Genomic DNA, 25,821 nt, shown 5'->3' with positions numbered 1-25,821 from the left:
CTAGATATTAGGGAGAAGTGTGTATATGCTCTTACCAATTAAAGATTCTAATTCTTTCTTAATTGCATAGAATCCCTTCCAATGTAAAGAAGTATGAGAGGTTGTGCCATGACGTAAACCGACTGAAATCAATCTTTTTTCAAGAGTAGTAAAGCCTTCCGCATCAGCAAGTGCGTCACAAAGGGTAATCACCTTATTGTATAAGTCGTAGTCACTGTTTTCATTTAATATTTCAATTAATCGGCTTTCCGTATAATCAGGAACAATGCTCCACTCTGCCGCGATATCTAAATGCTCATTTTTGCAAGGAAATGAATGCGTCACACATATAATGGCGTTTCCTGTATACCCTAAATCATTCATATACATATAAACATCATAGGAATGAATAACAGATTTAGTAAAACCTTTATATCTTCCTATGTCATGCAGGAGGGCAGCGTTGTATGCTATATCAGCATTTAGGTCGTACCCATTATTAATAAGTTCAACAACTATCTTTTCAGTTGCAAGGGCAACATTACATGAATGGTCGAACCACGGACCTGGGTTTTGTTCATATGCCCACTGGAGTAATTCTCTTGCATATCCTATCTAATATATATTTCATATAGGTATCCTTTCTTTAAAAAATCATATATTTAATAATTTCATCTTAGAATTTCATTATTCCTTCTTTAAAAGTTGTTACAATGAAACAAAAGGGGGAAAAGGAATGCGAAGTATAGTAATAGAAGAAATTAAACGACTTGATGAAGACATTGAAGAGCTTTCTGAACTGTTGAAAACTGTAGTAAATGATGGGGCGTCAATTGGTTTTTTACCTCCACTGGAACAAAAAGAAGCAACAAATTATTGGCAAACTGCATTAGCACCAGAAGTGATATTGTATGTTGCTAAAATAAACAATGAAGTGGCAGGGAGTATTCAATTACATTTAGTTACAAAGCCTAATGGGATACATAGAGCTGAAATTTGCAAGTTAATGACTCATCCGAATTATAGACGAAATGGTATTGGGCGTTTACTTATGCAAAAAGCAGAAGAACGGGCAATGCAAGAAAACAGATCTCTTTTAGTATTAGATACTAGAGAAGGAGATTCTTCCAATAGATTGTACAAGTCATTAGGCTTTCAAGAATCCGGTAAAATACCGGGGTATGCAATTTCTCCGAATGGTGAGTTAGATGCAACGGTTATTTATTATAAAATGATTTAGTATTTTTATTTAAAAAGAAGGATATTTTCAAACCACAAAGTTGTTATTAGGTCTGAGTATTGATTTATAAAAAGATTGATAAACCCCTGTATAATAGGGGTTTTCTTTTCATTCATTAACTTTATATTGAATGTTCAATTTGAGGGCCAATTTGTATAAGGTTTTAATAGGTTTATAAGAGGTATTATTTAAATAGGAATTTTGAAATCTTTTGGTGAATATTAAATGTTAATCTAAAAGATGGAGGTTGCTGTGATGTTGAAACTGTTTCAATATAACTGGCAAGTTCGTGATGATTGGTTTACATTGTGCGAAGACATGTCGGCTGAAGAACTGGTAAAGAAACGGGTCGGTGGGTTCGGCAGTATATTACATACCCTATTTCACATTGTAGATGTGGAATATATGTGGATCTTAGGTTTGCGAGGTGAACCAGTGCCTGAGGAGCCATTGTTTGAAGATTATGCTAGCTTGCAAAAAGTGAAAAATCTTTCGGATCAATACCACGAGAAAGTGAAGCCATTTGTGACCTCTTGGACAAATGAAATGGATTCTCGGAAACTTTCAGAAACTGATTTCAATGAAGAACCGATTAGCTCTAGAGACGCCCCAATCAGGCGCCGAGTCATTGAATGTACACACGGAGAGATAATACGTCATGTCATTGTCCATGAAATCCACCATATCGGCCAGTTATCTATATGGGCACGTGAGATAGGAAAGGAGCCAGTTTCCGCAAATCTGAGAGGGAGAGGGCTATTTGATAACTAGACTACCTTTGCCAATTTCGTAATTTATTTATAAACGAATGGTTTAATTGAGTATATTTAAAGCGTGTTTAGATCAATCTTTTTCAAAACACACTTTTTCTTTGTATTATTTTATCTAGGTTTATAGAGTTAATGTAATCAAACTTTTTTCGAAGCTACACTGTGATATATAATTGTAAGTAATTATTAACTACTTTAACGCCGTTTGTATTTTCAGATGGTGTTATAAGTATTTAACAGTAAAACGACAAAATAAATAATAGATTTGATAACTGGTAATTAAAATGCGTGAAGAATTGATATTTTTGTAGCTAGAAGAATTTGAGAAAGTTTTTAGAGGGTTCTTTTAGTAATACTCTTCCACTTATAATGGATGTAGAGAAGATGACTAGGCAACTATAGTTATTTTCATTTCATTTTTGGGAAGGGGATGAAAGAATGAAAAAGACAAGTTTACAAAAGGTGAAGAAGGTTATATTAAGTGGCGGGATATTACTTACGGGGTTATTAACATTTGGATTTTCAGAAAAGGCTTCAGCTCATGGGTATGTAGAATCACCAGCGAGCCGATCTTATTTATGTAAGCAAGGGGTAAATGTAAATTGCGGTCCAGTTCAATATGAACCACAAAGTGTAGAAGGAATAGGGGGTTTTCCGCAATTAGGACCTTCTGATGGACAAATCGCAGGAGCTGGCCATTTTCCTGCTTTAGACGTTCAAGCAGTTGATAGGTGGAAGAAAGTTACGTTAAACGGCGGGATGAATACATTCAAGTGGAAACTAACCGCTCCTCATAGTACGAAAGAATGGAAATACTACATTACAAAGAAGGATTGGAATCCAAATATGCCTTTAACAAGGTCTAGTTTAGATTTAGTGCCGTTCTATGTAAAAAATGATGGCGGAGTTAGACCGGGGACAACAGTAACGCATGAAGCAAATGTACCAACTGACCGTAGTGGCTACCATCTTATTTTAGCTGTTTGGGAGATTGAGGACACTGGAAATGCGTTTTATCAAGTTATTGATGTGAACCTTGTGAATAATGGTTTAAATTCCAATTTTGCTTTTAACAATGTAGTGCAAGTTCCTAAACTATTTTAAATTAAATATACATTTTGATCATCTAATTCATTTTAGATGATTTTTTTTATGAAAAATATAGAAGAAACTGCAATTATTTATAAAAAAATGTGTCTAAAATATTGTCATATTTGCTTCTTTAAGATATCCTTTTCATGAAGAGGTGGAAAACATGGAAAAAGTACTAGTTTTCGGGCATAAAAACCCAGATACAGATGCAATTTGTTCTGCGATTGCTTATGCAGAATTGAAAAAAGAATTAGGAATGAATGCTGAGCCTGTACGTTTAGGCGAAATCAGTGGTGAAACTCAATTTGCGTTAGACTCTTTTAAAGTAGAAGGACCGCGTTTTGTTGAGACAGTAGCAAACGAAGTGGACAACGTTATTTTAGTTGACCATAACGAGCGTCAACAAAGTGCTAACGATATCGAATCTGTTTGTGTGTTAGAAGTTATTGACCATCACCGTATTGCTAACTTTGAAACAAGCGATCCTATTTACTACCGTTGTGAGCCAGTTGGATGTACAGCTACAATCTTAAACAAAATGTACAAAGAAAATGGCGTTACAATTCGTAAAGAAGTTGCTGGTTTAATGTTATCTGCAATCATTTCAGATTCTTTACTATTCAAATCTCCAACTTGCACAGAACAAGACGTAGCAGCAGCTCGTGAATTAGCGGAAATCGCTGGTGTAGATGCAGATAGCTACGGCTTAGAAATGTTAAAAGCTGGTGCTGATTTAAGCGGAAAAACAATGGAGCAATTAATCTCTCTTGACGCTAAAGAATTCCAAATGGGTAACGCGAAAGTTGAAATCGCACAAGTAAACGCTGTTGATACAAACGACGTTCTTGTACACCAAGCAGAACTTGAAAAAGTTATCACTGCAGTAGTAGAAGAAAAAGGTTTAGACCTATTCTTATTTGTTGTAACTGATATCTTAACTAACGATTCTGTTGGTCTTGCGATTGGTAAAGCAACAAACGTTGTTGAGAAAGCATACAACGTAACATTACAAAACAACACAGCTACTTTAAAAGGTGTTGTATCTCGTAAAAAACAAATCGTTCCTGTATTAACAGAAACATTCCAAGCTTAATAATATTGAGTACGGATAAACAGAAAGGACAAGTAGTCAGATTGGCTGCTTGTTTTTTTCTTTTTTAAAATGACAGAAAATTATAATTTTAAACTAGGAGGTTTGCGTATGTTTAATGGTTCAAAGACGTTAAAAAGGGATGGAAATAGGAAATGTTATGACTTGGAAACGTTGGAAAACAAATTTCAATCACTTTTAAATCAAAATATTTCTTCTGTTGCTGAATTAGAGGAATGGCTAATAAAGGAACAGCGTTTAACTGCTGAAGTAGAAGAGGTGTTAACGAGTCAATTAATTGCTGTGTATAGAGATACGAAAGACAGTACAATACGTAATCTACATAAATATAACCAAAATAGTATTCAACCACTTTTAAAAAAATACAATGCAAAATTTGATCGGAAATTTAGTGATTGTCCGTTTTCAAAGCTATTGGATGAACGAAAATACGGATACATGAAAAAAGTAAGATTGGTGAACAGCGAATTATTTAATGAAAAGAATATTTCTCTTGCCGTTAAGGAGGAGGGTTTTATAACGAAGTATAGAGAAATTATGTCTAACATAACAATCAATTGGAACAACGAAATAAGGACGTACGCATACGTTAAAACCCAAATAGAAGCATTCGTGAAAAGGCATGGCATGCTTTATGTGAAGCACGAAGTGTAGTAAAACCAGAACTAGATTGTATTATGAATGAACTTGTACAATTACGGAATCAAATGGCCCTAAATGCAGGGTTTAACAATTATAGCGAATATATTTTTAAGCTAAAAAACAGAGAATATAGTATTGAAGACTGTTATACACTTCATGAATCTATAGAGAAGCTGGTTGTACCCGTATGGAAACGATTAGGGAATCTTTTTAAAAAGGATCTTGGTGTAAAAGCGTATCTTCCATGGGATCTTGCTCCTTGTACATTGCAGAAAGTTTCATTTCAAAATTCCAATGATTTATTGGATGGGATTGAAGAGATGTTAAGAAAGACAGATTCATATTTTCATGAGGAATTTATTCATATAAGGAAATCAGGATTAATTGACGTAGAAGAACGGGAAAATAAGGCGCCGGGGGCTGCTTGTTTTACCTTACCTTATAACAAAGAGGTTTTTATTTATTCTAATTTTAGTCCATCATTTAACGCAATTAATGCACTCATACATGAAGTGGGTCATGCACTTCATTTCAATAAACAGTTTAACAATGAAAGTAGTATGCAAGAAAAATATCTTCGTGAAGAAGTAGCTGAGTTGTATTCTCATAGTCTCGAGCTATTACTAATGGATAAACTTAATATTTTTTATAAGGAAGAGAATGAATATAAGAAAGCACAACGAGAACAACTGCATCGAGCTTTGTCTTTATTAATTACGCCAGTTTCAGGTGATCTATTTCAGCATTGGCTCTATACCAATCCAAATCATTCATCAGAAGAACGGGATGAGAAATATCTTGAATTATGTAAAAGGTATAAATTTTCGTCAATCGATATTACAGGCTATGAGGAAGGGCTTGGTGCGAGTTGGATAGAATCGTTCCATTATATTCAGTATCCTTTTTACAAAATTGAATATGCAATTGCACAATTAGGAGCACTACAATTATTTCAAATATATCGGGAGAATCAAGAAAAAGCGATTACTTTCTTTAAAGAGGGAACGAGTGCGGATTGGAATGTTTCCGTACAGGAAATTTATAGGAATACAGGTGTTGCATTTGATTTTTCGCAAGAAACGGTACAAAGTACTGCTGGAGCTGTGTTGAAGTTTATAAGTGAATTAAAATAAGGATAGGATTCGCTCTCCTCTTTATTCATAAGATCGTTTCTTGTTTATATAAAATGTAACAATAGCAGCAATAATGAAAATAGGTATTGCGTACGCTTGCCCAACGAATAATTTCCATCCTACATTATTATAGCCTTCAGATGCTGGAATGATAATTGCGATGATACAAACAATAATATAAGCTAATAATGCTGGGAGTATATTTTTCATAATTGTTCACCTCCTTTTAATACCAATGTTATGACTATATTTATATAATACATGATAAGTTTGTATTTGGAAAATTATGTACAAGATATATATTTTTGTAATTATGTAAATGAAATGGTTATTTGAAAATAGGGTAGATGATATATATAAAGAATGATATAGGGGGATTTGTATAATGGACAATATATTAAATAGAATGAAGCAAGATATAAATATGGAGTTATTGTATAAGCTATGGCCTGATTTTAAGAGGGCTGCTTTTGCATTGTATGATGATGAGTATGTGTATGTATTTCATCATCCATTATTTCTGACAGAGGATGATGATGGGTATACCGTTTTAAATTGGAATGAACAATTTAAAGGAGATACATTCATCATATTCAAAGATTATCCAACTGCCATCGTCAATATGAATAGGTATAGAGATTATGAAAGTTTATTTGCGATTGTAGTGCATGAACTTTTTCATTGTTATCAATATTTGAATGGTGAAAGTAGATTTCCAAATGAATCTCTAGGATTTCAATATCCTATATTAGAAGAAAATATTGAATTACGAAATAAGGAACGAATTTGTTTATATGATGCTGTTCATTGTAAGTCACAAGCTGAGAAGAATAACTATATTAAGCAATTTATTGAACTAAGAGAGCAAAGGGCTAATTTTATGAAAGAAGAATTTGTAACATACGAGTGTATGGTTGAAAGTATAGAAGGGCCTGCTTGGTATGTTGAAATGAATGCTTACAATACAGTATGTAATAATGATGAAAGTGAAACATTACGAAAATATAGTAGATTAATTTTAGATGCATATGAAGCTAATTGTAACATAAGAAAGAGTTGCTATAGCTCAGGAATGTTTTTATGTTTATTATTAGATGAAATCCTTCCTGAGTGGAAAACGAGCTTCTTTAATAGTGATAAATCGCTATATGCTTTTTTAAAACAAAATATAAATGTGGATTTGGATTTAAACAATGAAATTACAATAAGTAATGAAACAAAGCAAATGATTCATTTTGTTCAAAACGAAAGAGACAAGGATTTTAAAGAATTTAATGAGAAAAAAGGATATCACCTGTATATTATAGGGGATATAAAATTAAATATGTTTAATCCAATGAACGTAAATTTAAAGGGAAATAAAGCATTACATAAAACCTTTGTAAGTGTAAGTATACATAATAAAACATATATGCTAAATCAGCCTGTTTTAGCATCTTTTGAAGAAGATTATAAAAATATGAAACAAGTTCATATCATTATGAATGAAAAACCGGTAGAAAAAAATAATAGTTGGAACGTTGTGGGAATTGGAGACATAGAAGCTGAGTATGAAGAAGTGGAGAATTCTCTATTTTTATATTTAAAAAATTAGAAGCGAGGTAAGAAATAACAATGAAAAGATTATGCATTATTCCGTGCGGAAAAAAGAAAATTTGGGATAAGTACTCAGATTACGGAGAGGCAGAGGCAAAAGATGTATATATTAGTCCATTCGGAAAAGCATGTCAGGCGTATGCAACTGAGTTTTTCGAGAATTGGGTTATATTATCAGCAAAGCATGGATTTTTAAGACCAAATGATATTGTAAAGGGAAATTATGATCTTGCATTTGATTCAAATAGTAATGAGATTATTAGCATAGAACAATTAAAACAACAGATGATTGATAAAGATTTACTTCAGTTTGAAGAGATCGTCTTACTTGCGGGAAAGAAGCATAAAAAAGTAGTGACGAAGCTATATCCAGAAGAAATCATTACATATCCATTAGAAGGGTGTAAAGGAATTGGGTATATGTTGCAGAGATTGAAGGGGGCTGTGGAAGCGCAGAAGGAAGTATAGGGATAAATTAGTAATATAGATTCAAATTATTCCAAATTAATACATTTAAAATAGACTAGTAAACAAGCCTTTTTACGTTTTTAAACATAGAATATGATGAACGCTATTGAGGGGAGAGTCATATTCATGTGTAATAATTGTGGTTGTAGACGCAGAGATTGTAATAGATTTTGGGATGATTTAATGTTTGGAAGATGTAGACGCAGAGATTGTGATGATTGTGGTTGTAGACGTAAACGTGACTGTGATTGTGATGATTGCCGTCGCAATCGTAAACGTGACGACGATGATGATAAATGTCGTAAGTGGTAATATTTTAAAAAGAGTACTTTGAAGTAAGTACTCTTTTTGTGTATAAACCTTTTAAATTCCATCTTGAACAGATTTTTTTCAATTTCCCATGAATCCTGTTTTATAATCATTAAAGCTACATTAGTACCATTAGATTCCTTATAAAAGATATATCCGTGGTTTGATTTAACGTAAGTTAAAGGTTCGCCAATGCAATCTTTAGAACAAGATGTGTTGATAAGTTCAATTAAGGATAGTTCGCTAGGATCGGTTTTACTAGCATCTATAAGTGTAGCAAGGTTCGTTTTACGAAAACCTTGTAAGTTTACATCGAAATTCTTTTCTATTTCTCCAGTAACGCTAGTATTCATTACTTCAACTGAATTTTTCTTTTCTAGAAGAAAACCATTTCCATAAAGGAATTTTGTATATCCAAGCCAGGCGATTAAAAATAGTATAAAAAACATACCAGTTGTTTTAAGTTTTCGAAGCCGTTTACTTACGATTGATTCTGAATATTTCATTCAGCCTAATCCTCCAATGTTTTTATTTTAAAGTATGCTTGGGTATATATATTTAGAAGGAGATGAAAGTTAGAGAGTTACTGATTCAAAAAAGAAAGCATCTGAAGTTAGGTGCTTTCTTTTTGAATACTGTCCGCTATCTGTTAGTTACTTGTTTCATAAGCGGTCTTATTTCTTTAACAGGTGGTTTTTTATCATAGGCATCAACGTAAGAAAAGTAATAATTTAAGTTTCTAAGAAGTCCCTTTCCTATTTTTGTGCTTAAGAAGGGGAATACTTGTCCAGTATAATCATCGAGAGATTTACAATAGTATTTTTCATCTAAGTATATGCTGTATTTACATGTTAGTTCTACTAATGAGTTACCTTCATCATCAAATACTTCTTTAGAATCAATAATGTCTATTAATGCGAATTTTTCATTCAGATAAACTTTCTTCTTTTTCTCGTTCTTATTTGTGAGAATAAATACGAGACCAATTGCGTTAATCAAACTATTTCCTCCTATAAAAAACGGATATTAATAAAATATATCGATATACGTTAAATGTAAAGAGGAGTAGTGAAATATCATTGATAGAAAACTAAATAAGCCGATTTGTTTTTTCAAATCGGCTTATTTTTATTGAAATACTTGCGGAAATTGTTTTACGATTGCGTCTGTTATCATGTCGGCCATTTCTAATGCTTCTTTTTCAATTTTATCGTATAGTTTTACACTGGCATCATAATCTTTATTTAGGAAGGCAAGTGCTTCCGCTTTCGTTAACGCTAAATGCTCATAAAACATTTTTCTAAATTCTTCTTTTTCTATATGTGGATTGATACTAGTTAGAAACTCAACAATTTCGTCTCCATTAGCGTACCATTTCTTTTCTATAGCGGCCGCTTCGTTTTGATCACCAGCTTTTGCGGCTTTAACAAGATCAGCAGCGATTGTTAAGTGGTCTTTAATTAATGCACTATATTTTTTTACTGCATTTTCTCCGTAGAATGGTTCAAGTGATAGCCCCATGTGTGTTGCATTTTGTAGAAGACGTCCAACGGTAACGTTTACGTCGGGCAAGTTAAAGATGATGCCTATAATGGCTAATCGTGTCCAAGCAACGTGTTGTTCCCATAAAGAACGCATATATCCTTTTAGAAAGTTTTCGTTTTTACTAACTCGGTAATTTCGTACAAATGAATCGAAGTTTCCATTAGTGATATGATAAGGGGAGTAATACGATTGCCAATAAGTATACATAAATAGTTACACTCCTTTGAACATGTATATCTCACAATATGATAAACGTTATTTTTAAGTTACGTGTCCAAGAGATTTTTTGAGAGTTGGAAAAGGAGAAAGTTGAAGGGGAACAAAAAACACACTTATGATATATATGAATAAAAAGAATTTTAAAATAATAGAGGTCCTGCAAGGGAAATTGCAGGACCTCAAAAGGGTATTGCCGAGATGTCGGACTCGACTAAGTAATATTAACATAAAATTCTTTCAAAAAAACCTGGTAAATGTGTCCAAATGAGAAGGGTGCTTTTTAATAAAGTTAAAGGGATCTGCTTCCCGCGGCAGATCCCTTTAACTAGATAATGTTGATGAGCAAAAACTCATCTAGAGTACTTTTATAGTAACAAATGAAATTCACTTTGTGTATTGAGAAAAAATGAATTGCTTGTATGAATGTAGCGGATTTATATTTTGCTTTTTGGAATTATAATCATTTGTGGAGAGCGGAATAGGGTTCTAAAATGGAGAAAAGACTTTTCAGCCAGGCTACGATACATTGCAATATGTAAGTATAAAAAAAGACCTGCTAATTTAAGCAGGTCAACATAAGGGGTTTATCTAACAGATTATTATATATGGTAACAACTGTATTGTAGTAAGTCTATAAGTTATATGTTGAGAAAATTTGTTTGAATGATATATATTTGGCACATGTATTAACGTTTAAAAAGTTGAGAAAGGAAATTCATAAGCTTGCTATAAGAAAATAAGGGCTGATACTTATAAAATGATTCATATTTCCACGCATCATTATTAGAGAATTGGAGTTGTTTATTTGATGCTTTAGGTTTGTTGGAATTATTGTAACGACTCTTCATAATTTAACCTCCTCAAATTCATATGTATACGATTAGTAGTATTCTAGGAAGGTAAATTAAATGAATATTTATTTTGAAATTCTTTCTTCTTGTGTACTAGATTTGTTTTTTTATGTTGGAAAACGTAGGAAGCAAATAGAACTCAAATACTTATAAAATTCAAAGTGGCGAGAATCAGTTTGATGATATAATGGGAATAGATGAAAGATAAAGAAAAGCAGGTGACTCTTTTTTGTTTACAAAAGCACAAGAACTTTTAGCGTCTTATTTCGGTTATTCGTCATTCCGAAGAGGACAAGATGAAACAATTAAAAATGTATTAGATGGGAAAGATACAGTCTGTATTATGCCTACGGGTGGTGGTAAGTCAATTTGTTATCAAATTCCCGCATTAGTATTCGAAGGAACGACATTAGTTATTTCACCTTTGATTTCACTTATGAAAGACCAAGTAGATACATTAGTACAAAACGGTATTTCAGCGACTTATATTAATAGTTCTATTTCTATTACAGAAGCAAATCAACGAATTCAATTAGCGAAACAAGGCCATTATAAGTTACTTTATGTGGCGCCTGAGCGTCTTGATTCAATGGAATTTGTTGATCAACTTATCGATATGAAAATCCCGATGATTGCAATTGATGAGGCGCACTGTATTTCGCAGTGGGGACATGATTTCCGTCCTAGTTATTTACATATACATCGCATGTTAGATTATCTTCCAGAAAAGCCGCTCGTATTAGCGTTAACTGCTACGGCAACACCACAAGTTCGTGAAGATATTTGCAACACGCTTGGAATTAATCAAGAAAACACGATTATGACAACGTTTGAGCGCGAGAACTTATCATTCTCTGTCATTAAAGGACAGGATCGTAATGCTTATTTAGCGGATTATATTCGTCAAAATCAGAAGGAATCTGGGATTATATATGCAGCTACAAGAAAAGTTGTCGATCAGTTATATGAAGATTTAGGGAAAGCAGGAGTTTCTGTATCGAAATATCATGCTGGTATGAGCGACCACGATCGAAATGAACAGCAAGAACTCTTTTTACGAGATGAAATAAGTGTTATGGTGGCAACATCTGCATTTGGAATGGGTATAGATAAATCGAATATACGTTACGTTATCCATTATCAACTTCCAAAAAATATGGAAAGTTACTATCAAGAAGCAGGACGTGCTGGTCGTGATGGATTAGATAGTGAATGTATTTTGTTATATTCTTCTCAAGATGTGCAAGTACAACGCTTTTTAATCGATCAATCAACTGGAGAATCACGTTTTTCAAATGAGCTTGAAAAACTCCAAAATATGACCGATTACTGTCATACAGAACAATGTTTACAATCATTTATTTTGCAATACTTCGGAGAAGAGCCGAAGGAAGATTGTGGTCGCTGCGGTAATTGTACGGATGACCGTGAAAGTATCGATGTGACGAGAGAATCCCAAATGGTACTATCTTGTATGATTAGGACGAACCAACGATTCGGAAAGCAAATGATTGCACAAGTATTAACTGGATCTAAAAATAAGAAAGTCATTGAATTTAATTTTCATACTTTGCCAACGTATGGTCTTTTATCAAACCGTAGTGTAAAAGAAGTCAGTGAGTTTATTGAGTTTTTAATTTCAGATGAGTTAATTGCAGTTGAACATGGTACGTATCCAACATTAAAAGTAACGGAAAAAGGAAAAGAAGTATTACTTGGTAAAGAGAATGTTTTACGCAAAGAACGAGTAGAAACGAGACAAATTGTTCAAGACCATCCTTTATTTGAAGTGCTTCGTGAAGTGCGTAAAGAAATTGCACAAGGAGAAGGTGTACCGCCGTTCGTTATTTTCTCTGACCAAACGTTAAAAGATATGTGTGCGAAAATGCCACAAAGTGACTCCGAACTCCTAACTGTAAAAGGAATCGGAGAACACAAACTTGTGAAGTACGGGTCTCACTTCTTACAAGCAGTTCAGCACTTTATTGAGGATAACCCAAACTATGCGGAAACAATTAAGACTGAAGTTGTTTCAGAGAGTAAAAAATCAGGAAAAGCGTCAGCGAATTCTCATTTAGAAACGTATGAAATGTATAAACAAGGCATTGATCTAGATGAAATTGCTAAAGAACGTAGCTTATCAAGACAAACAATTGAAAATCATTTAATTCGCTGCTTTGAAGATGGAATGGAAGTAGACTGGAACAGTTTTGTTCCTGCAGAGTATGAAGCTCTAATTGAAACTGCCGTGCAAAATGCAGAGGGTGGTCTGAAATCGATTAAGGACCAACTTCCAAATGATGTGAGTTACTTTATGATTCGTGCTTATTTACAAATTAGAAAGTAGAGACATATAAAGGGGATAGGGATTTATGCATCACGTTTTCGTGTATGGCACGTTAAGAAAAGAGCAAACGAATGCTCATTTTATGCAAGGTGCAATATGCATCGCAGACGAAGCATGGACGTATGGTAAATTATTTGATACATACGAAGGGTATCCTGCGATGATTTGTTCAAATGAGGGCAAAGTATACGGAGAAGTTTATGAAGTAAATGATGATGTTCTGCAAAAGTTAGATGAACTTGAAGAATACACAGGTAATGCAGAGAGTGATTTATATGACCGAATCACCGAAACGATTTATTTAGGTGATAGAGAAATACGTGCATTTGTGTATATTGCTCAAGATAAAGAGATGCTAAAGAAAGTTATCATTTCTGGTGATTGGGTGGAGTATCAACAAGGAAAATAAAAGCAGCTATAGAGCAGATAGTGGAATCGACCATTATCTGCTTTTTATATTGGTACTTTTAAAATTCTTATTATTTTGATAAATTGTAAATATAGAGAAATAAGAATGGTTTTTTTTATGGGTGTCAGAAATTTAGTTTCTCACCTGTAGCAGAAAAGTCTAGTGCAGGAGGAGAATAATAATGAACGAATTAAATGTGAAGGAATTTTACCAAAAACAATTCGAACTGTCGAATTACGATATCAATACAGAAAGCTGGTTAGAGCAGGTTGCTAAAGAAGTTCAAGAACAAGTTGGTCATCCATTTCAAACGATGTTAGAACTTGGTGCGGGAAATGGTGGATTTGCACGAGCGATGTCTAAGTTACGTGTGAGAATGACAACTGTTGAACTTGTATCAGAGCTGGTTTCCTTTGCAAAAGAACATTCTAGTAGTGATATTGCCATTCATTGTGGAGATTTTTATCAAATTAACTTTGAAGAAAAATTTGATGTGGTTAGTTATTTAGATGGATTTGGTGTAGGAACAAATGATGAGCAATTGTTTCTACTAAAACGGATTAAAGATTGGATGAAGGAAGATGGATGTGCACTTATTGATATTTATCAATCTTTGTATTGGAAAAAGGTAAGTGGACAAGAAATGCCATTAAGTTCAGCGATGCGAAAATATGAATATGATAGTATAAATGAAAGAATGTTAGATCATTGGTGGAATCCTAATCAGCCTAATGAGATTGTAACACAGTCTTTACGTTGCTATACAGTTGAAGAGATTAGCGATCTATGTGATGAAGCAAATTTAAATATTGTAGCAATTTTCCCGGGTGGCGCATTTGATTTTGAGAAATCGCGATATAAAGAGCAAGCTTCTTTACATGAGTGCTTATCGTATCGTATAAAAGTAAAAAAGAAATAAAGAATAGATTGGGCGTCTCCCTCGTACACATTAAGCTGAATTTATGTGAAGGGAATTTCAAATTTATAGAATCTAATAACGAAAATAGTTGGTTGAGTGCTTCTATACTCATATAAATATCTTTGTTAGCTTCTAAAAGACTGAAAGGTTGGGTTAATGAAGAATGAGCTATGTTTTGGCTAAATAAAACACAAAGGTATACTAGTTTTTGTGAAATATATTCACTAGTTTGTTAAGCGAATCAAATCTTTCTAACTAATCACTCCAAATTATTAGGCAGCATATATCGTTGTGATTATTTGAAAACTAATACTAGTTCATTAAAAATCGATAAATTCATATTAAAACGCCATCCTTTTTGTATATTTATATAAAAAGAATAGCGTTTTTTTCGTTATATGGATACAAATTTACATTATCTTGATAATAGTAATAGGGCGAGAACCTATTATGTTTAACCAATAATAAAATGACACAATTGACAAAACACGCATCGGTGTTATAACGATAAATTGTTACCAAGGTAACAAAATAATATTTTTTGCATTAAGGGTGTGAAATTATGAAACAAAATAATGAACAAATAAATGAAAAAAACACAAAAATTAAAGTTGAACGTGTGCAAACTGGTATTAGGATGGAAAAAAGAATGGTAAAAGTTTTGAAAGCGATGGCAGAATATCATGATATTTCGCTGGGCATTCTTCTTGAAAGAATCGTTCTACATTCTTTTGAAAATAAACCTGTGTTTAGTGATGAAAGTCTTGAAAAAGTTAAAGCTATAAAAGAAGTTTACGATATGGATTATGGCCTAGAAATAAGTCGTCAGTGGAATGATTCGGATAACTAGAATGATTATTTTTACATACAGTTCCTTGTGTAAGCAATCTATGAAATGAAAAAATAAAGAGAGAGAAAATTTTGTTTTAAAGATACTTCAAAAGCTTAGATAAAGAGGTATATTTTTTGTGTTTTTCTTTAATTCGGAAAATTCTCAATCAAACTATTGACTTTATGAATGGATTTTTAATACAATTGTATCTCGACTGAAAAAATTGGAACGGACAGGAGGGAATCATCAAATGAGTAACATATTTGAAGAAGAATTACAGAAAATGAAAGATATTTTATGTACGATGGATGAGCAATTAGAACAGCTTGAAAAAATCCCGGTTTATTATGGAGAAGATTTTAAAGAGCAAATTCTTGAAAGTATGAGGGAGTCTAATAGACAAAGCTTACGTATTGGTGTACATGAGCCGTATTTTGGAAGATTAGACTTTCAGGAGGATGGCAAGGAAGACGTAATGCCGATTTACATCGGTAAAGTAGGTGTTTCAGATAAAGATACGATGAAACCAATTGTAATTGATTGGCGTGCACCTGTCGCAAGTATGTTTTATTCATTTACCGGTGGTGAAGAATTAGCATTTTATCATTCACCAGACGGATTAGTAGAAGGCGATGTTTATTTAAAACGAAACATTTCGATTCGAAAGAGAGAACTAGAACGTGTTGTTGATACATATGTGAAAGGAAATGAAGATGTCTCACATGCTGATGATTTTCTTCTATATCGATTAGGTGAGAATAAAGATAATAAATTGAAAGATATCGTTTCGACTATACAATCGGAGCAAAATGATATTATTCGTGCGGAAAGAAACTTACCGTTATTAATTCAAGGGGTTGCAGGGAGCGGAAAAACAACAATCGCTTTACATCGCCTTGCTTTTTTAATTTATGAATATCGTGAACAACTTGAAGCGGAGAGAATGATCGTATTCGCTCCAAACAGTTTGTTTTTAGACTATATTTCAAGTGTACTTCCTGAGTTAGGGGTAGGAAATATTAGTCAAACAACGTTTCCAGATTGGGCATTACGTACGTTAGATGGTTCGGTGAAACTGAAGCAGACAGAAGAAAAATTGAAAGAAGCTTTCTCAATTAATCGCGATGAAAAAAAGGTTATGCTAGGTAAATTGAAAGGCACGCTGGAATTTAAGTCGTTTATTGAAGAAAGAATGATTCAATTTGAAAAAGATTTAGTGCCAACAAAAGATTTTGAGGCATGGGATAAAGCTGTTATTCCAGTGGAAGACGTTAAAAAATGGATGCAGGTTGAATATAAACACTATCCATTAAAGAAAAGAAGAGAACGTTTAGTCGGCCGTATGAAGCGCTGGATTGAAATTGAGCTTAAAAAGTTTGGAGAAACGAACGAGAAAAAATTACTAAAAAAAGAAGCGACAAAGAGATTGAACACATATATGAATTTTTGGCCGAAAATGAGCCCGCTTTCACTATATAATTCAATGATAAAGAGTAAAGAAATACTCGAAGTATTACCTGAAGAACTTGTTCAAGAAACAGAAAAGAATTGTCGTAAAAAAGAAGTGTATGTAGAAGACTTACCAGCTTTAATTTACATACAACATCGCATAACAGGAATTGAAATTGGACAAAAATTCCATCACGTCGTTATTGATGAAGCGCAAGATTTCTCGCCATTCCAAGTATATGTATTAAAAGAAATTACACTAGGTAATTCTTTCACTATATTAGGTGATTTATCTCAAGCGATTTATGATTATCAAGGAATTGAAGACTGGGGTGCTTTTAAGGAAGTATTCCAAGAAACAGGTTATTACGAATTGACGAGAAGTTATCGTTCTACAAAAGAAATTATTGAATTCGCGAATGAAATAATTAAAAATGCAGAGATTCCAGTGGGACTGGCAACTCCAGTTTTCCGTAGCGGTGAAGACGTGAAAGTAATTCCGGCAGAGGACCAATTTACTGAAGTTTTAAAGACATTACAGCATTTGCAAACTGAAGATGTGAAAACAATCGCGGTAATTGGAAGAACAGACGATGAATGCCGTGATATATATGAGAAGTTAACAAATGCAGGGTTGACTGTTAATGTCATTGAAGCAGATCAAAGCAAATATGAAGGTGGTATTTCGGTAGTACCTGTATATTTGGCGAAAGGTTTAGAATTTGACGCTGTAATTTTAATTGATGTTGATGAAGAACATTATAAAAATACAAAACATGATGCGAAGTTACTGTATGTCGCATGTACGAGATCACTGCATGATTTATGGATTTTCTATAGTGGGGAAGCGTCACCATTAATTAAGGGAATAAAATAAATAAAAAAGAGGATTTTCTAGTAATAAACAGAAAAACCTCTTTTTTTCTATATAAGGATATAGGGGGAATGGATATGATTACAAAAGTAATAACAAAAAGAAATTGGGAAATCGCAAAAACAACTAGAGAGATTAATGAAGCCTCACTTAAAGAAGAGGGGTTCATTCATTGTTCATTATTAGACCAAGCTTTAAAAGTTGCGGAAACACATTTCAGTCATGAAGAAGATGTATTATTACTTACAATTGATCCATCCCTAGTAAAAGCAAAAATAAAATATGAACTTGCTTCTAACGGTCAAGAATACCCGCATGTATATGGCGTAATCAATTTTGAGGCAATTGTAGGTGTTGTTCCATTTCTTAAAGAAAAGGGAGATTTTTTATTACCAGAGGGACAAAGTTAAGAGTGTTATAGGTATTTAAGTTAGCTAGAAAAGCGCAAATTATATAGTTTGTGCTTTTTATTGTATATATTTTTTGGAAAATTATTGTTTTTGTCACAATAATACTGTACGATACATAGTATAAAACACATACTGTATGACATATAGTAATGAGAATGAGGTGGGTGAATGGATACTTTATTAAATTCATTAATTACTGAGCTAAGGAGAGGGACATTGACATTAGCGGTTTTAAGTCAACTAAGAACGCCGCAATATGGATATTCGCTTGTCCAATTATTGGAGCAATCAGGAATCATGATAGATCAAAGTACTTTATATCCACTACTTCGCCGATTAGAAAAGCAGGAGCTAGTGACGAGTAGTTGGGATAAAACGGAGAGTAGACCTCGTAAGTATTATGTTTTAAGTGAATATGGATTAGAGATATTTTTACAATTGAAAAAGGAGTGGATAAAGGATTCGAAAGAACTTTATAACCTATTAAAGGAGGAGGACGAGAATGAGTTTGATTGATATGTATGTCCATGAAGTTGCGAAGAGATTACCTGAAAAAAATCGTGAAGATATTACGCTTGAACTACGGTCGACAATAGAGGATATGTTACCTGATGAGTACAATGAGGAAGATGTAAAGAGTGTCCTTGAAAAATTGGGGAGCCCAGTTTCATTGGCTAATGGGTATTTGGATAGACCGATGCATTTAATTGGACCACGTTATTTTGATGTGTATACGACATTATTAAAAATGATCATACCAATTGCAGCTGTTATCGCACTCATTTCAATGGTTGCAGAAAATTTTATAGGCTATACTGGTGATCAGGCAGTTTTAAATGTTATTTTACAATTGATAGGTAAAGGAATTGGGGAAATTGTCGAAGTAGGCCTCCATGTATTTTTCTGGTTGACACTTGTATTTGCTATTTTAGAAAGAACAGATAAAGACAAAAGCACCCAACCGTTGACGACAAGTTTAAAAAAATGGACACCTGATGATTTGAAAAATATCTCGTATGTGCCAAAGAAAAAGTCAATTTCAAAGTTTGAAGTTTTTGGAGGTTTGATGTGGACGGCAGTGTGGGCTACACTTTACTTTTATGCGAATTATCTTGTTGGCGTATATAATGGTACGGCAAATGGATTGAAGTTTGTCGCGCCAACTTTTAATCAAGATGTTTTACTTCAGTACTGGCCAATCGTTGTAATTATGATAGTTTTCGAAATAGGTATATCTCTTTATAAGTTAGTGCAAGGACAATGGACGAAAAGAGTGGCAATTGGGAATGCAATACTACAGCTAGCTGCAACAATAGTATTCATTGTAATCGTAGTAAATCCTCATTTATTTAACGAAGGATTCATTACGTATGTGGCAAATGTGTTTACAATTTCTCCAGAGGAATTTAAAACGTGGTTAATTGGTGGAGGGATAATTATCTTCATATTATCTGCGGTACTAAATGCAATTGATGGTTTTCGAAAATCTAGAATTCGGTTGTAAAAATAAGTTTGTATTATTATTAGGTAGATCAGTTGAAAGAAAGGTACAGAGAAAGATCATTATGAAAGGAAGAAAACAATGATAAGGGAAGCAATGAAAAAAGATGTAACATTTATTTTAGATATTTATAATGATGCAATCCTTAATTCAACAGCTGTATATGCGTACAAACCTGTAACCCTTGAAAATAGAATAGATTGGTATGAACAAAAAAAGGCTGATGGCTATCCAATTTTAGTCTACGAGCTAGATAATAAAGTAGTAGGATTTGCGACATTTGGCCCCTTTAGGGCATGGCCTGCCTATAAATATTCAGTTGAACATTCTGTGTATGTTGATAAGGAATATAGAAAAAATGGAATTGGGTCCTCTTTAATGGAAGAATTAATTACAATTGCAAAAGAAAGAGAATATATGACCTTAATTGCTGGAATTGATGCGGAAAATGAAAAAAGCATTGCAATGCATAAAAACTTCGGATTTGTTTATTCGGGAGCAATAAAAAAGGCTGGTTATAAGTTCAATGGATGGCTAGATTTAGCTTTTTATCAATTGGAGCTTAATGGTCCTAAAAATCCTACTGAAGAATAGCTGTATCTATTACTGTAAAAAATAATTTTAAAAGGAAATTGTATATACTTCAAAAGATAGTATGAAGAAATCTCATGCTATCTTTTTCTTATTGTATTCATGATTATCATTTAACAAAAAAGGATTCTTATATTCTATATCGAATTTTGAGAAGATGATAAAACGATATAAGAAGAGGGATGAATATGCAGGCTGTCATTAGAAAAATAAAAGAAATACAAATTGGTCAAGTTGGAATACTTGTTTATTCAACAAAGAATGGAAATATAGTTGCTACCCATAACAATGAGCTATACGTTCCTTTAGCATCAGCAGCAAAAGTGGCAATTGGATTTACAGTAGCAAAGATGGTAAAGGATAAACTAATTAGTTGGAGTGATACACTTCATCACATTAAGTATAATCCAAATGAGGATAGTGCGCAGTTATATCCTCACTTACAAGACAGAGCTACATTAACACTTAGTAAAGCGGTTGAAGTAATGATAGCATGTCACGACAGCTCTATAGCTCAGTCAATTGTTATGCACTGCGGAGGATGGGAAACTGTCAGAGAAAATGTTTTAACGTACTTTTCAAAGATTCATATACAGGAAAACCCTAGAGATGAGCAAAATGTCGGAGAGTTAAATCAAGTTCTTTCACTTTTAGTACATATTTTTCAAGGATATAAATCAGAACCAGAATTATGGGAACCCATTATTAATGGAATGGTAAGGCAACAAGGTGATTATGAAGGGATACCGTATTATCATTTAGCTCATATGACAGGTGGTTTATCCACCGCTATAATAAATATTGGTATAATAGGAATGTTTCATAAATTTCCGTTTCTTTATGTAATTGGGGGAAGAGATTTACCTAATCGATTTGATAATAAACAAGTTGATGAAACCGTTATAGAAGCTTTGAGGTACGTGTACAAAGAATACAGTAAAAGTATATTAGGGGTGAGTGATTGAAACGAAACTTAAAGACTTCAACAATCATTATTTTAATCATTACGATTATTGCTCTTGAAGTTGGAATTGCACTATACGATCACACTTTGTCATTAGATACAATTTATTTTGCAGCGATTCTCATTTGTATTGTATTGCTTTTTGGCACACGTGTTTCTGAAGAGAAAGAAAGTACATCGAAACAGAGACGAAGAAAAACAGCTCTTATATTTTGGCCATCTATTTTATTATCAATCGCTAGTTTTGCAGTTATAAGTTATGTAAGAATAGGCTATGTCTCTGTACCAGGAATAATTGGTTTTTCATGCTTTGTTACATATGGTGGATTTGTATTCATCAGTATATTAAAGAGAAGAAATAAAAATTAAATATAGCTTACTAAGTTGAAAGGAAGAAATATATGAAACGCATAGAGAACGGTACACGCACTGAAGGAGAATACATTAAAAATAAATTAATTCAATATAACATGTCTGTGCTGTCAGATGAAGTAAAACAGCCGATGGAACAAGTAAGCTTCGTAGTGAAAGATGAAGATGGAAAAATCTTTGGCGGGGTAACAGGAACGATGTATTTTTATCATCTTCATATAGATTTTTTATGGGTTGATGAATCTGTTCGTCATGATGGTTATGGTAGTCAATTATTACATAAAATAGAAGGAATTGCGATGGAAAAAGGATGTAGACTCATTTTACTAGATTCATTTAGTTTCCAAGCACCAGATTTTTATAAAAAGCACGGATACCGAGAATATGGTGTTGTTGAAGATCATCCTAAAGGGCATAGTCAACACTTTTTAGAAAAGAGATTATAATAATATTATGTATACTGGTTGAGGGGAGAAAAAATGTACACGTATAAATTACAACATGAACAACCAATCTGTGTAGAAAAAATAAAGAAACTTTACGATTCTGTAGGCTGGTGGCCAGAAAGAAAAGAAGTCGATATTCAAAAAATGTTAAAGAATAGTATAGCAATTGGAGTATGGGAAGAAAACGAATTAATTGGATTTGCTAGAGTTGTTACTGACGGTGTTTTTCGGGCGTATATTGAAGATGTTGTCGTACATGAGAGTGTAAGAAACAAGGGAATTGGTGAGAAGATGCTTACAATGTTACTTCAAGAGGTATCCCATATTGATATTGTTAGTCTATTTTGCGGAGAGAAACTAATAAAGTTCTATGGTGAACAGCAATTTAAAGCGACGAAGCAAATTGTGATGCATCGTAATCAAATAGTGAAAGAATAAGAGGTGCCAATTAGAATGTGATCCAGAACTCGCTTTACGAATAAGAGAAGATTACCCAGAAACAATAATTCCTGGATATCATATGAATAAAAAGCATTGGAATACAGTGTACATACATAAGGATGTAGGACAAGAACAAATTAATAAGATGATAGATTGGTCGTATGATTTAGTACTACAATCGTTTTCAAAGAAAAAGCAGCAAGAGTTATTGGATTAAATACAAAGTGAAGTCGACTATAAATAGCTAGTAAAATAGTTCTATTTTACTAGCTATTTGCAGTTTTAAATTATGAAGTAGGAGCTTTTGAAATGAATACGAAACGAAATAGATTACTATATGTAATGTTTACTATAGTTGTTATTATTTTAGGTCTTAGTTCAAGAAAGTTTGCTTTTGCGTTACCAGATTTGTTAAATGGGTACTTAGGTGATGTTTTATGGGCATTAATGATTTTCACTGGATTTGGATTTTTGTTTCCTAAAATAGAAACGAGGAAATTAGCTTTTATTAGTTTGATATTTTGCTACGGGATTGAAATTAGTCAATTGTACCATGCGGAATGGATAGATAGCATTCGAGCAACGACTTTAGGTGGACTCGTATTAGGTTACGGATTTTTATGGAGTGATTTAGTGGCTTACACAATTGGTGTTGGAGTAGGAATGCTTGGTGAGTTTATGCTACGGAAGAAATAAAAGATGTAAAAAGGGGTATTTATGAAAAAAATAATATTAATAGGTTCTGGTGGTTCAGGAAAATCTACATTAGCAAAACAGTTAGGGAATAAATTAAATATTAAGGTGCATCATCTTGATGCACTATTTTGGAAACCAAATTGGGAGGGTGTACCGAAAGAGGAGCAAAGAACGGTTCAAAATGAATTAGTTAAAGGGGAAAAGTGGATTATTGATGGGAATTATGGCGGGACAATGGACATAAGAATTAACGCAGCTGATACAATTATCTTTCTTGATATTCATAGAACAATTTGTGTTTATCGTGCTTTTAAAAGAATTGTGCAATATCGGAATAAAACAAGACCGGATATGGGGGCTGGATGTGAAGAAAGATTTGACTTGCAATTTTTCAAATGGATATGGGAATATCCTAAAACGAAACGACCTTCAATTTTAAAGAGGCTAAATCAATTGAGTAAGGATAAAGATGTTATTATTTTAAAATCTTCAAATGAAGTAAGACTATTTTTAGAGAAGAACGATACCATAAATAGTTAGATTATAAAAAGAAGTAACATGGGGGGATAGGATTGAATAGATTCATTGGCCCGGTTGATTCTAATATGGTGAAAATCCCAGCAGGAAAAGTAGAATTAAGAGATGATCGAATAAAAAAAGAATGGCAAGTTCAAATAAAACCATTTCTTCTTGCAAAGTATGTTGTAACAGCGGAATTATATTACGCAATTACGAATCGTGCACTAAATGGTAATGAAAATGGTAATAAACCTGTTGTAAATATTTCATGGCATGAGGCAATTTCTTTTTGTAATTTACTGTCTAAAATAGCAGGGTTTACAGAGTATTATTCTATACAAGATGATGGGAAAAAGGTTAGTTGTAACTTACATTCAAATGGCTACCGATTACCTTCTGAGGCAGAGTGGCAATATGCATGTAAAGCAGGGACTACTGGGTATACATATGGAGAACTTGATAAGATAGCTTGGTATAATAAAAACTCGGATGGGAAAATTCATGAGGTCGGTAAAAAAGAACCGAATGCATGGGGAGTATATGATATGTTAGGGAACGTTTGGGAATGGTGTTATGATTTGTATGATGAAAAGGTATATGGATCGTACCGAATTTTCCGAGGCGGTAGCTGGGCTGAAGAAGCGAGAGGGTGCGGTGCTACTTGTCGCCGTCGTAGTCATCCTACATTTCATATAGATGATCTCGGTTTTAGGCTTGCTAGGTCAATTTAGCAGGAAAATGATACATATAACTCCGTAAAGAGTATGGAAAGTATCCATACTCTTTACAACATAGAAATTTTAAAATTTAAGGAGTGTTTTGAATGGCACGTGTTTTATTCATTAACGCTGGATCAGAAGGACATATAAATCCAACATTACATGTTGTAGAAGAACTGATTTCTCGCGGTGAAGAGGTAGTTTATTTTTCAATAGAGGCTTTCAGGGAGCGTATTGAGAAGACAGGTGCTACTGTACGAACGATTGATGATGAAAAATTTATACAAGCATTTCTTTCCGGTGGTCGAAATTATTTACAGGAAAGAATAAACGGCCTTCTACATACAGCTGATATTGTAATACCTAGTGTTCTAGAACAAATTGAAGGTGAACATTTTGATTATATTATTCATGATTCGATGTTTGGCTGTGGTCGCTTAATTGCCCAAATTCTTAATCTTCCAGCCATAAATTCATGCACATCTTTTGCACAAGATGAAAAATCATTTAAACAAATGTTAGACCATCTTTCTAAAAATATCCCACTGGAAGTTCAGGATAGAATACATAATGATTTTGAAAACTTAACTAATGGAATTATAGAAAAATATGGTGTTAATATAAACTCACCGTATGAAGTTTTCTGTAATCCAGCTTCACTTACTATTGTGTATACAATTAAGGAGTTCCAACCTTTTGGGGATACATTTAATGAAACATTCAAATTTGTGGGTCCATCTATCTCTACACAAGTGAAAAATGAAGGTTTTGATTACACTTCAATTGAAGAAAAAAGCCTGATTTACATTTCATTAGGTACTGTTTTTAATGAGGCGATTGATTTTTATAAACTTTGTATGAAGGCGTTCGAGAATAGTAAGCATACAATTGTTATGTCTATTGGCAACAAAACGGAAATAAGTGATTTAGGTAATATCCCTAAAAACTTCATTGTGAAAAACTATGTACCACAAACTGAACTTCTCAAATATACGAAACTATTTATTACACACGGCGGTATGAACAGTACGCATGAAGGGATATATAACGGTGTTCCACTCGTTGTAATTCCGCAAAGTGCAGATCAGCCAGTAATCGCAAAGCAAGTGGAGAGTCTCGGGGCAGGAGTTAAATTGCAAATGCAAGGATTAACTGCGGATCAACTAAGTGAAAGTGTAGAAATAGTATTAAATAATCCGTCATGTAAAGAAGCTGCTTTGAATTTGAAGGAGTCTCTCCGAAAATCAGGTGGGTATAAGCAAGCAGTTGATGAAATTTTTAAATTTACAGGCTGTTATTAAAACTATACATGTGAAAGGGTGTCTATATTAAATGATATAGACACTTTTATGTTATATGAAGCGAGGAATTGATGAA

The 25,821-nt window shown here is 33.3% G+C and carries 27 protein-coding genes and 5 pseudogenes; 26 read left to right on the top strand and 6 right to left on the bottom strand.

The window, feature by feature from the left end; all coding sequences use genetic code 11:
- A pseudogene (locus tag JFT95_RS11850) lies at positions 1-610 on the bottom strand (HD domain-containing protein).
- Between the two features lie 105 nt (positions 611-715).
- Here JFT95_RS11850 and JFT95_RS11845 point away from each other — a divergent pair.
- From JFT95_RS11845 to JFT95_RS11825, 5 genes and pseudogenes are all read left to right on the top strand, one after another.
- A complete protein-coding gene (locus JFT95_RS11845) occupies positions 716-1,219 on the top strand; it encodes a GNAT family N-acetyltransferase (RefSeq protein WP_201052299.1) in 504 nt (167 codons plus the stop codon).
- A gap of 255 nt (positions 1,220-1,474) precedes the next feature.
- Positions 1,475-1,990 carry a DinB family protein gene (locus JFT95_RS11840; protein WP_002168219.1) on the top strand — a complete coding sequence of 172 codons (516 nt, stop codon included), beginning with the start codon at positions 1,475-1,477 and terminating at the stop codon, positions 1,988-1,990.
- A gap of 437 nt (positions 1,991-2,427) precedes the next feature.
- Positions 2,428-3,093, top strand: a complete 666-nt coding sequence (locus JFT95_RS11835; protein ID WP_201052297.1) for a lytic polysaccharide monooxygenase — start codon at positions 2,428-2,430, stop codon at positions 3,091-3,093.
- Positions 3,094-3,244: 151 nt separating this feature from the next.
- Positions 3,245-4,174, top strand: a complete 930-nt coding sequence (ppaC, locus tag JFT95_RS11830; RefSeq protein WP_201052296.1) for a manganese-dependent inorganic pyrophosphatase — start codon at positions 3,245-3,247, stop codon at positions 4,172-4,174.
- A 108-nt stretch (positions 4,175-4,282) separates the two neighbouring features.
- A pseudogene (locus JFT95_RS11825) lies at positions 4,283-5,967 on the top strand (M3 family oligoendopeptidase).
- Between the two features lie 21 nt (positions 5,968-5,988).
- On the opposite strand, the gene JFT95_RS11820 reads toward JFT95_RS11825, so the two are convergent.
- Entirely contained in the window at positions 5,989-6,177 is a 189-nt protein-coding gene (locus JFT95_RS11820; RefSeq protein WP_201052295.1) for a DUF4017 family protein, read from the bottom strand.
- Positions 6,178-6,352: 175 nt separating this feature from the next.
- Between JFT95_RS11820 and JFT95_RS11815 the strand changes: the two genes are divergently transcribed.
- From JFT95_RS11815 to JFT95_RS11805, 3 genes are all read left to right on the top strand, one after another.
- Positions 6,353-7,561, top strand: coding sequence for a peptide ABC transporter permease (locus JFT95_RS11815; protein WP_201052294.1), 1,209 nt, complete (start codon positions 6,353-6,355; stop codon positions 7,559-7,561).
- Between the two features lie 20 nt (positions 7,562-7,581).
- Complete coding sequence (locus JFT95_RS11810) at positions 7,582-8,031, top strand: DUF6884 domain-containing protein (RefSeq protein ID WP_201052293.1); 450 nt, start codon at positions 7,582-7,584, stop codon at positions 8,029-8,031.
- Between the two features lie 126 nt (positions 8,032-8,157).
- Positions 8,158-8,343, top strand: a complete 186-nt coding sequence (locus JFT95_RS11805; RefSeq protein WP_002085081.1) for a hypothetical protein — start codon at positions 8,158-8,160, stop codon at positions 8,341-8,343.
- 51 nt (positions 8,344-8,394) lie between these two features.
- On the opposite strand, the pseudogene JFT95_RS29570 reads toward JFT95_RS11805, so the two are convergent.
- The 3 genes and pseudogenes from JFT95_RS29570 to JFT95_RS11795 all read right to left on the bottom strand — a co-directional run bounded on the left by JFT95_RS29570 (position 8,395) and on the right by JFT95_RS11795 (position 10,092).
- Positions 8,395-8,846, bottom strand: a pseudogene (locus JFT95_RS29570) (hypothetical protein).
- A 136-nt stretch (positions 8,847-8,982) separates the two neighbouring features.
- The gene (locus JFT95_RS11800; RefSeq protein ID WP_201052291.1) at positions 8,983-9,339 is read right to left on the bottom strand and encodes a cytoplasmic protein; all 357 of its coding nucleotides are present in this window, start codon (positions 9,337-9,339) and stop codon (positions 8,983-8,985) included.
- 129 nt (positions 9,340-9,468) lie between these two features.
- A complete protein-coding gene (locus tag JFT95_RS11795; protein ID WP_002127750.1) occupies positions 9,469-10,092 on the bottom strand; it encodes a hypothetical protein in 624 nt (207 codons plus the stop codon).
- A 1,092-nt stretch (positions 10,093-11,184) separates the two neighbouring features.
- On the opposite strand from JFT95_RS11795, the gene recQ reads away from it, so the two are divergent.
- The 3 genes from recQ (at position 11,185) to JFT95_RS11780 (ending at position 14,630) form a co-directional block, all read left to right on the top strand.
- The gene (gene recQ / locus JFT95_RS11790) at positions 11,185-13,302 is read left to right on the top strand and encodes a DNA helicase RecQ (RefSeq protein WP_201052289.1); all 2,118 of its coding nucleotides are present in this window, start codon (positions 11,185-11,187) and stop codon (positions 13,300-13,302) included.
- 25 nt (positions 13,303-13,327) lie between these two features.
- Entirely contained in the window at positions 13,328-13,711 is a 384-nt protein-coding gene (locus JFT95_RS11785; protein ID WP_201052287.1) for a gamma-glutamylcyclotransferase family protein, read from the top strand.
- Positions 13,712-13,892: 181 nt separating this feature from the next.
- Positions 13,893-14,630 carry a class I SAM-dependent methyltransferase gene (locus JFT95_RS11780; RefSeq protein WP_201052285.1) on the top strand — a complete coding sequence of 246 codons (738 nt, stop codon included), beginning with the start codon at positions 13,893-13,895 and terminating at the stop codon, positions 14,628-14,630.
- A 79-nt stretch (positions 14,631-14,709) separates the two neighbouring features.
- Here JFT95_RS11780 and JFT95_RS30125 read toward each other — a convergent pair.
- Positions 14,710-14,856: pseudogene (locus tag JFT95_RS30125) on the bottom strand (IS4 family transposase); the annotation flags it as partial.
- Between the two features lie 336 nt (positions 14,857-15,192).
- On the opposite strand from JFT95_RS30125, the gene JFT95_RS11775 reads away from it, so the two are divergent.
- From JFT95_RS11775 to JFT95_RS11705, 15 genes and pseudogenes are all read left to right on the top strand, one after another.
- Complete coding sequence (locus tag JFT95_RS11775; protein WP_016101269.1) at positions 15,193-15,480, top strand: hypothetical protein; 288 nt, start codon at positions 15,193-15,195, stop codon at positions 15,478-15,480.
- Positions 15,481-15,712: 232 nt separating this feature from the next.
- Positions 15,713-17,788 (top strand): HelD family protein, encoded by a 2,076-nt coding sequence (locus JFT95_RS11770; protein ID WP_201052283.1) that lies wholly within the window; start codon positions 15,713-15,715, stop codon positions 17,786-17,788.
- A 74-nt stretch (positions 17,789-17,862) separates the two neighbouring features.
- Positions 17,863-18,195: a DUF952 domain-containing protein gene (locus JFT95_RS11765; RefSeq protein WP_012261076.1), complete on the top strand. Its 333-nt coding sequence runs from the start codon at positions 17,863-17,865 to the stop codon at positions 18,193-18,195.
- Between the two features lie 168 nt (positions 18,196-18,363).
- The gene (locus JFT95_RS11760) at positions 18,364-18,711 is read left to right on the top strand and encodes a PadR family transcriptional regulator (RefSeq protein WP_002085093.1); all 348 of its coding nucleotides are present in this window, start codon (positions 18,364-18,366) and stop codon (positions 18,709-18,711) included.
- Positions 18,698-19,699, top strand: coding sequence for an HAAS signaling domain-containing protein (locus JFT95_RS11755; RefSeq protein ID WP_002142072.1), 1,002 nt, complete (start codon positions 18,698-18,700; stop codon positions 19,697-19,699). The genes JFT95_RS11760 and JFT95_RS11755 overlap by 14 nt, the downstream gene beginning before the upstream one ends.
- A 78-nt stretch (positions 19,700-19,777) precedes the next feature.
- Positions 19,778-20,290, top strand: coding sequence for a GNAT family N-acetyltransferase (locus JFT95_RS11750; RefSeq protein WP_078204552.1), 513 nt, complete (start codon positions 19,778-19,780; stop codon positions 20,288-20,290).
- Between the two features lie 185 nt (positions 20,291-20,475).
- Positions 20,476-21,252, top strand: a complete 777-nt coding sequence (locus tag JFT95_RS11745; protein WP_201052281.1) for a serine hydrolase — start codon at positions 20,476-20,478, stop codon at positions 21,250-21,252.
- Positions 21,249-21,620, top strand: a complete 372-nt coding sequence (locus JFT95_RS11740) for a hypothetical protein (protein WP_002136727.1) — start codon at positions 21,249-21,251, stop codon at positions 21,618-21,620. Before JFT95_RS11745 ends, JFT95_RS11740 begins: the two co-directional genes overlap by 4 nt.
- A 32-nt stretch (positions 21,621-21,652) precedes the next feature.
- The gene (locus JFT95_RS11735; RefSeq protein WP_002136725.1) at positions 21,653-22,069 is read left to right on the top strand and encodes a GNAT family N-acetyltransferase; all 417 of its coding nucleotides are present in this window, start codon (positions 21,653-21,655) and stop codon (positions 22,067-22,069) included.
- 33 nt (positions 22,070-22,102) lie between these two features.
- On the top strand, positions 22,103-22,507 hold the full coding sequence (locus tag JFT95_RS11730; RefSeq protein ID WP_016091530.1) for a GNAT family N-acetyltransferase: 405 nt from the start codon (positions 22,103-22,105) through the stop codon (positions 22,505-22,507).
- A gap of 10 nt (positions 22,508-22,517) precedes the next feature.
- Positions 22,518-22,727 (top strand): annotated as a pseudogene (locus JFT95_RS11725) (MmcQ/YjbR family DNA-binding protein); the annotation flags it as partial.
- Positions 22,728-22,819: 92 nt separating this feature from the next.
- Positions 22,820-23,206 (top strand): ribosomal maturation YjgA family protein, encoded by a 387-nt coding sequence (locus tag JFT95_RS11720; RefSeq protein WP_201052279.1) that lies wholly within the window; start codon positions 22,820-22,822, stop codon positions 23,204-23,206.
- Positions 23,207-23,227: 21 nt separating this feature from the next.
- The gene (locus JFT95_RS11715) at positions 23,228-23,746 is read left to right on the top strand and encodes a DNA topology modulation protein (RefSeq protein WP_012261069.1); all 519 of its coding nucleotides are present in this window, start codon (positions 23,228-23,230) and stop codon (positions 23,744-23,746) included.
- A gap of 32 nt (positions 23,747-23,778) precedes the next feature.
- On the top strand, positions 23,779-24,456 hold the full coding sequence (locus tag JFT95_RS11710) for a formylglycine-generating enzyme family protein (protein ID WP_201052277.1): 678 nt from the start codon (positions 23,779-23,781) through the stop codon (positions 24,454-24,456).
- 92 nt (positions 24,457-24,548) lie between these two features.
- Positions 24,549-25,745, top strand: a complete 1,197-nt coding sequence (locus tag JFT95_RS11705; RefSeq protein ID WP_201052275.1) for a macrolide family glycosyltransferase — start codon at positions 24,549-24,551, stop codon at positions 25,743-25,745.
- Positions 25,746-25,821: the final 76 nt, after the last annotated feature.

The organism is Bacillus sp. TH17 (assembly GCF_016651125.1).
Lineage (GTDB): Bacteria > Bacillota > Bacilli > Bacillales > Bacillaceae_G > Bacillus_A > Bacillus_A mycoides.
Note: the sequence above shows the minus strand (reverse complement) of the source record. Positions and strands in the feature narration are given on the sequence as shown.

What these genes read in the sequence shown, in the direction of transcription:
- JFT95_RS11780 (WP_201052285.1), top strand. Translation starts at nt 13,893, where the DNA reads ATGAACGAATTAAATGTGAAGGAATTTTACCAAAAACAATTCGAACTG.
- JFT95_RS11755 (WP_002142072.1), top strand. Translation starts at nt 18,698, where the DNA reads ATGAGTTTGATTGATATGTATGTCCATGAAGTTGCGAAGAGATTACCT.
- JFT95_RS11785 (WP_201052287.1), top strand. Translation starts at nt 13,328, where the DNA reads ATGCATCACGTTTTCGTGTATGGCACGTTAAGAAAAGAGCAAACGAAT.
- JFT95_RS11765 (WP_012261076.1), top strand. Translation starts at nt 17,863, where the DNA reads ATGATTACAAAAGTAATAACAAAAAGAAATTGGGAAATCGCAAAAACA.
- JFT95_RS11840 (WP_002168219.1), top strand. Translation starts at nt 1,475, where the DNA reads ATGTTGAAACTGTTTCAATATAACTGGCAAGTTCGTGATGATTGGTTT.
- JFT95_RS11805 (WP_002085081.1), top strand. Translation starts at nt 8,158, where the DNA reads ATGTGTAATAATTGTGGTTGTAGACGCAGAGATTGTAATAGATTTTGG.
- JFT95_RS11730 (WP_016091530.1), top strand. Translation starts at nt 22,103, where the DNA reads ATGTACACGTATAAATTACAACATGAACAACCAATCTGTGTAGAAAAA.
- JFT95_RS11845 (WP_201052299.1), top strand. Translation starts at nt 716, where the DNA reads ATGCGAAGTATAGTAATAGAAGAAATTAAACGACTTGATGAAGACATT.
- JFT95_RS11750 (WP_078204552.1), top strand. Translation starts at nt 19,778, where the DNA reads ATGATAAGGGAAGCAATGAAAAAAGATGTAACATTTATTTTAGATATT.
- JFT95_RS11770 (WP_201052283.1), top strand. Translation starts at nt 15,713, where the DNA reads ATGAGTAACATATTTGAAGAAGAATTACAGAAAATGAAAGATATTTTA.
- JFT95_RS11735 (WP_002136725.1), top strand. Translation starts at nt 21,653, where the DNA reads ATGAAACGCATAGAGAACGGTACACGCACTGAAGGAGAATACATTAAA.
- JFT95_RS11775 (WP_016101269.1), top strand. Translation starts at nt 15,193, where the DNA reads ATGAAACAAAATAATGAACAAATAAATGAAAAAAACACAAAAATTAAA.
- JFT95_RS11715 (WP_012261069.1), top strand. Translation starts at nt 23,228, where the DNA reads ATGAAAAAAATAATATTAATAGGTTCTGGTGGTTCAGGAAAATCTACA.
- JFT95_RS11815 (WP_201052294.1), top strand. Translation starts at nt 6,353, where the DNA reads ATGGACAATATATTAAATAGAATGAAGCAAGATATAAATATGGAGTTA.
- JFT95_RS11745 (WP_201052281.1), top strand. Translation starts at nt 20,476, where the DNA reads ATGCAGGCTGTCATTAGAAAAATAAAAGAAATACAAATTGGTCAAGTT.
- JFT95_RS11795 (WP_002127750.1), bottom strand. Translation starts at nt 10,092, where the DNA reads ATGTATACTTATTGGCAATCGTATTACTCCCCTTATCATATCACTAAT.
- JFT95_RS11810 (WP_201052293.1), top strand. Translation starts at nt 7,582, where the DNA reads ATGAAAAGATTATGCATTATTCCGTGCGGAAAAAAGAAAATTTGGGAT.
- JFT95_RS11820 (WP_201052295.1), bottom strand. Translation starts at nt 6,177, where the DNA reads ATGAAAAATATACTCCCAGCATTATTAGCTTATATTATTGTTTGTATC.
- JFT95_RS11720 (WP_201052279.1), top strand. Translation starts at nt 22,820, where the DNA reads ATGAATACGAAACGAAATAGATTACTATATGTAATGTTTACTATAGTT.
- ppaC (WP_201052296.1), top strand. Translation starts at nt 3,245, where the DNA reads ATGGAAAAAGTACTAGTTTTCGGGCATAAAAACCCAGATACAGATGCA.
- JFT95_RS11835 (WP_201052297.1), top strand. Translation starts at nt 2,428, where the DNA reads ATGAAAAAGACAAGTTTACAAAAGGTGAAGAAGGTTATATTAAGTGGC.
- JFT95_RS11705 (WP_201052275.1), top strand. Translation starts at nt 24,549, where the DNA reads ATGGCACGTGTTTTATTCATTAACGCTGGATCAGAAGGACATATAAAT.
- JFT95_RS11760 (WP_002085093.1), top strand. Translation starts at nt 18,364, where the DNA reads ATGGATACTTTATTAAATTCATTAATTACTGAGCTAAGGAGAGGGACA.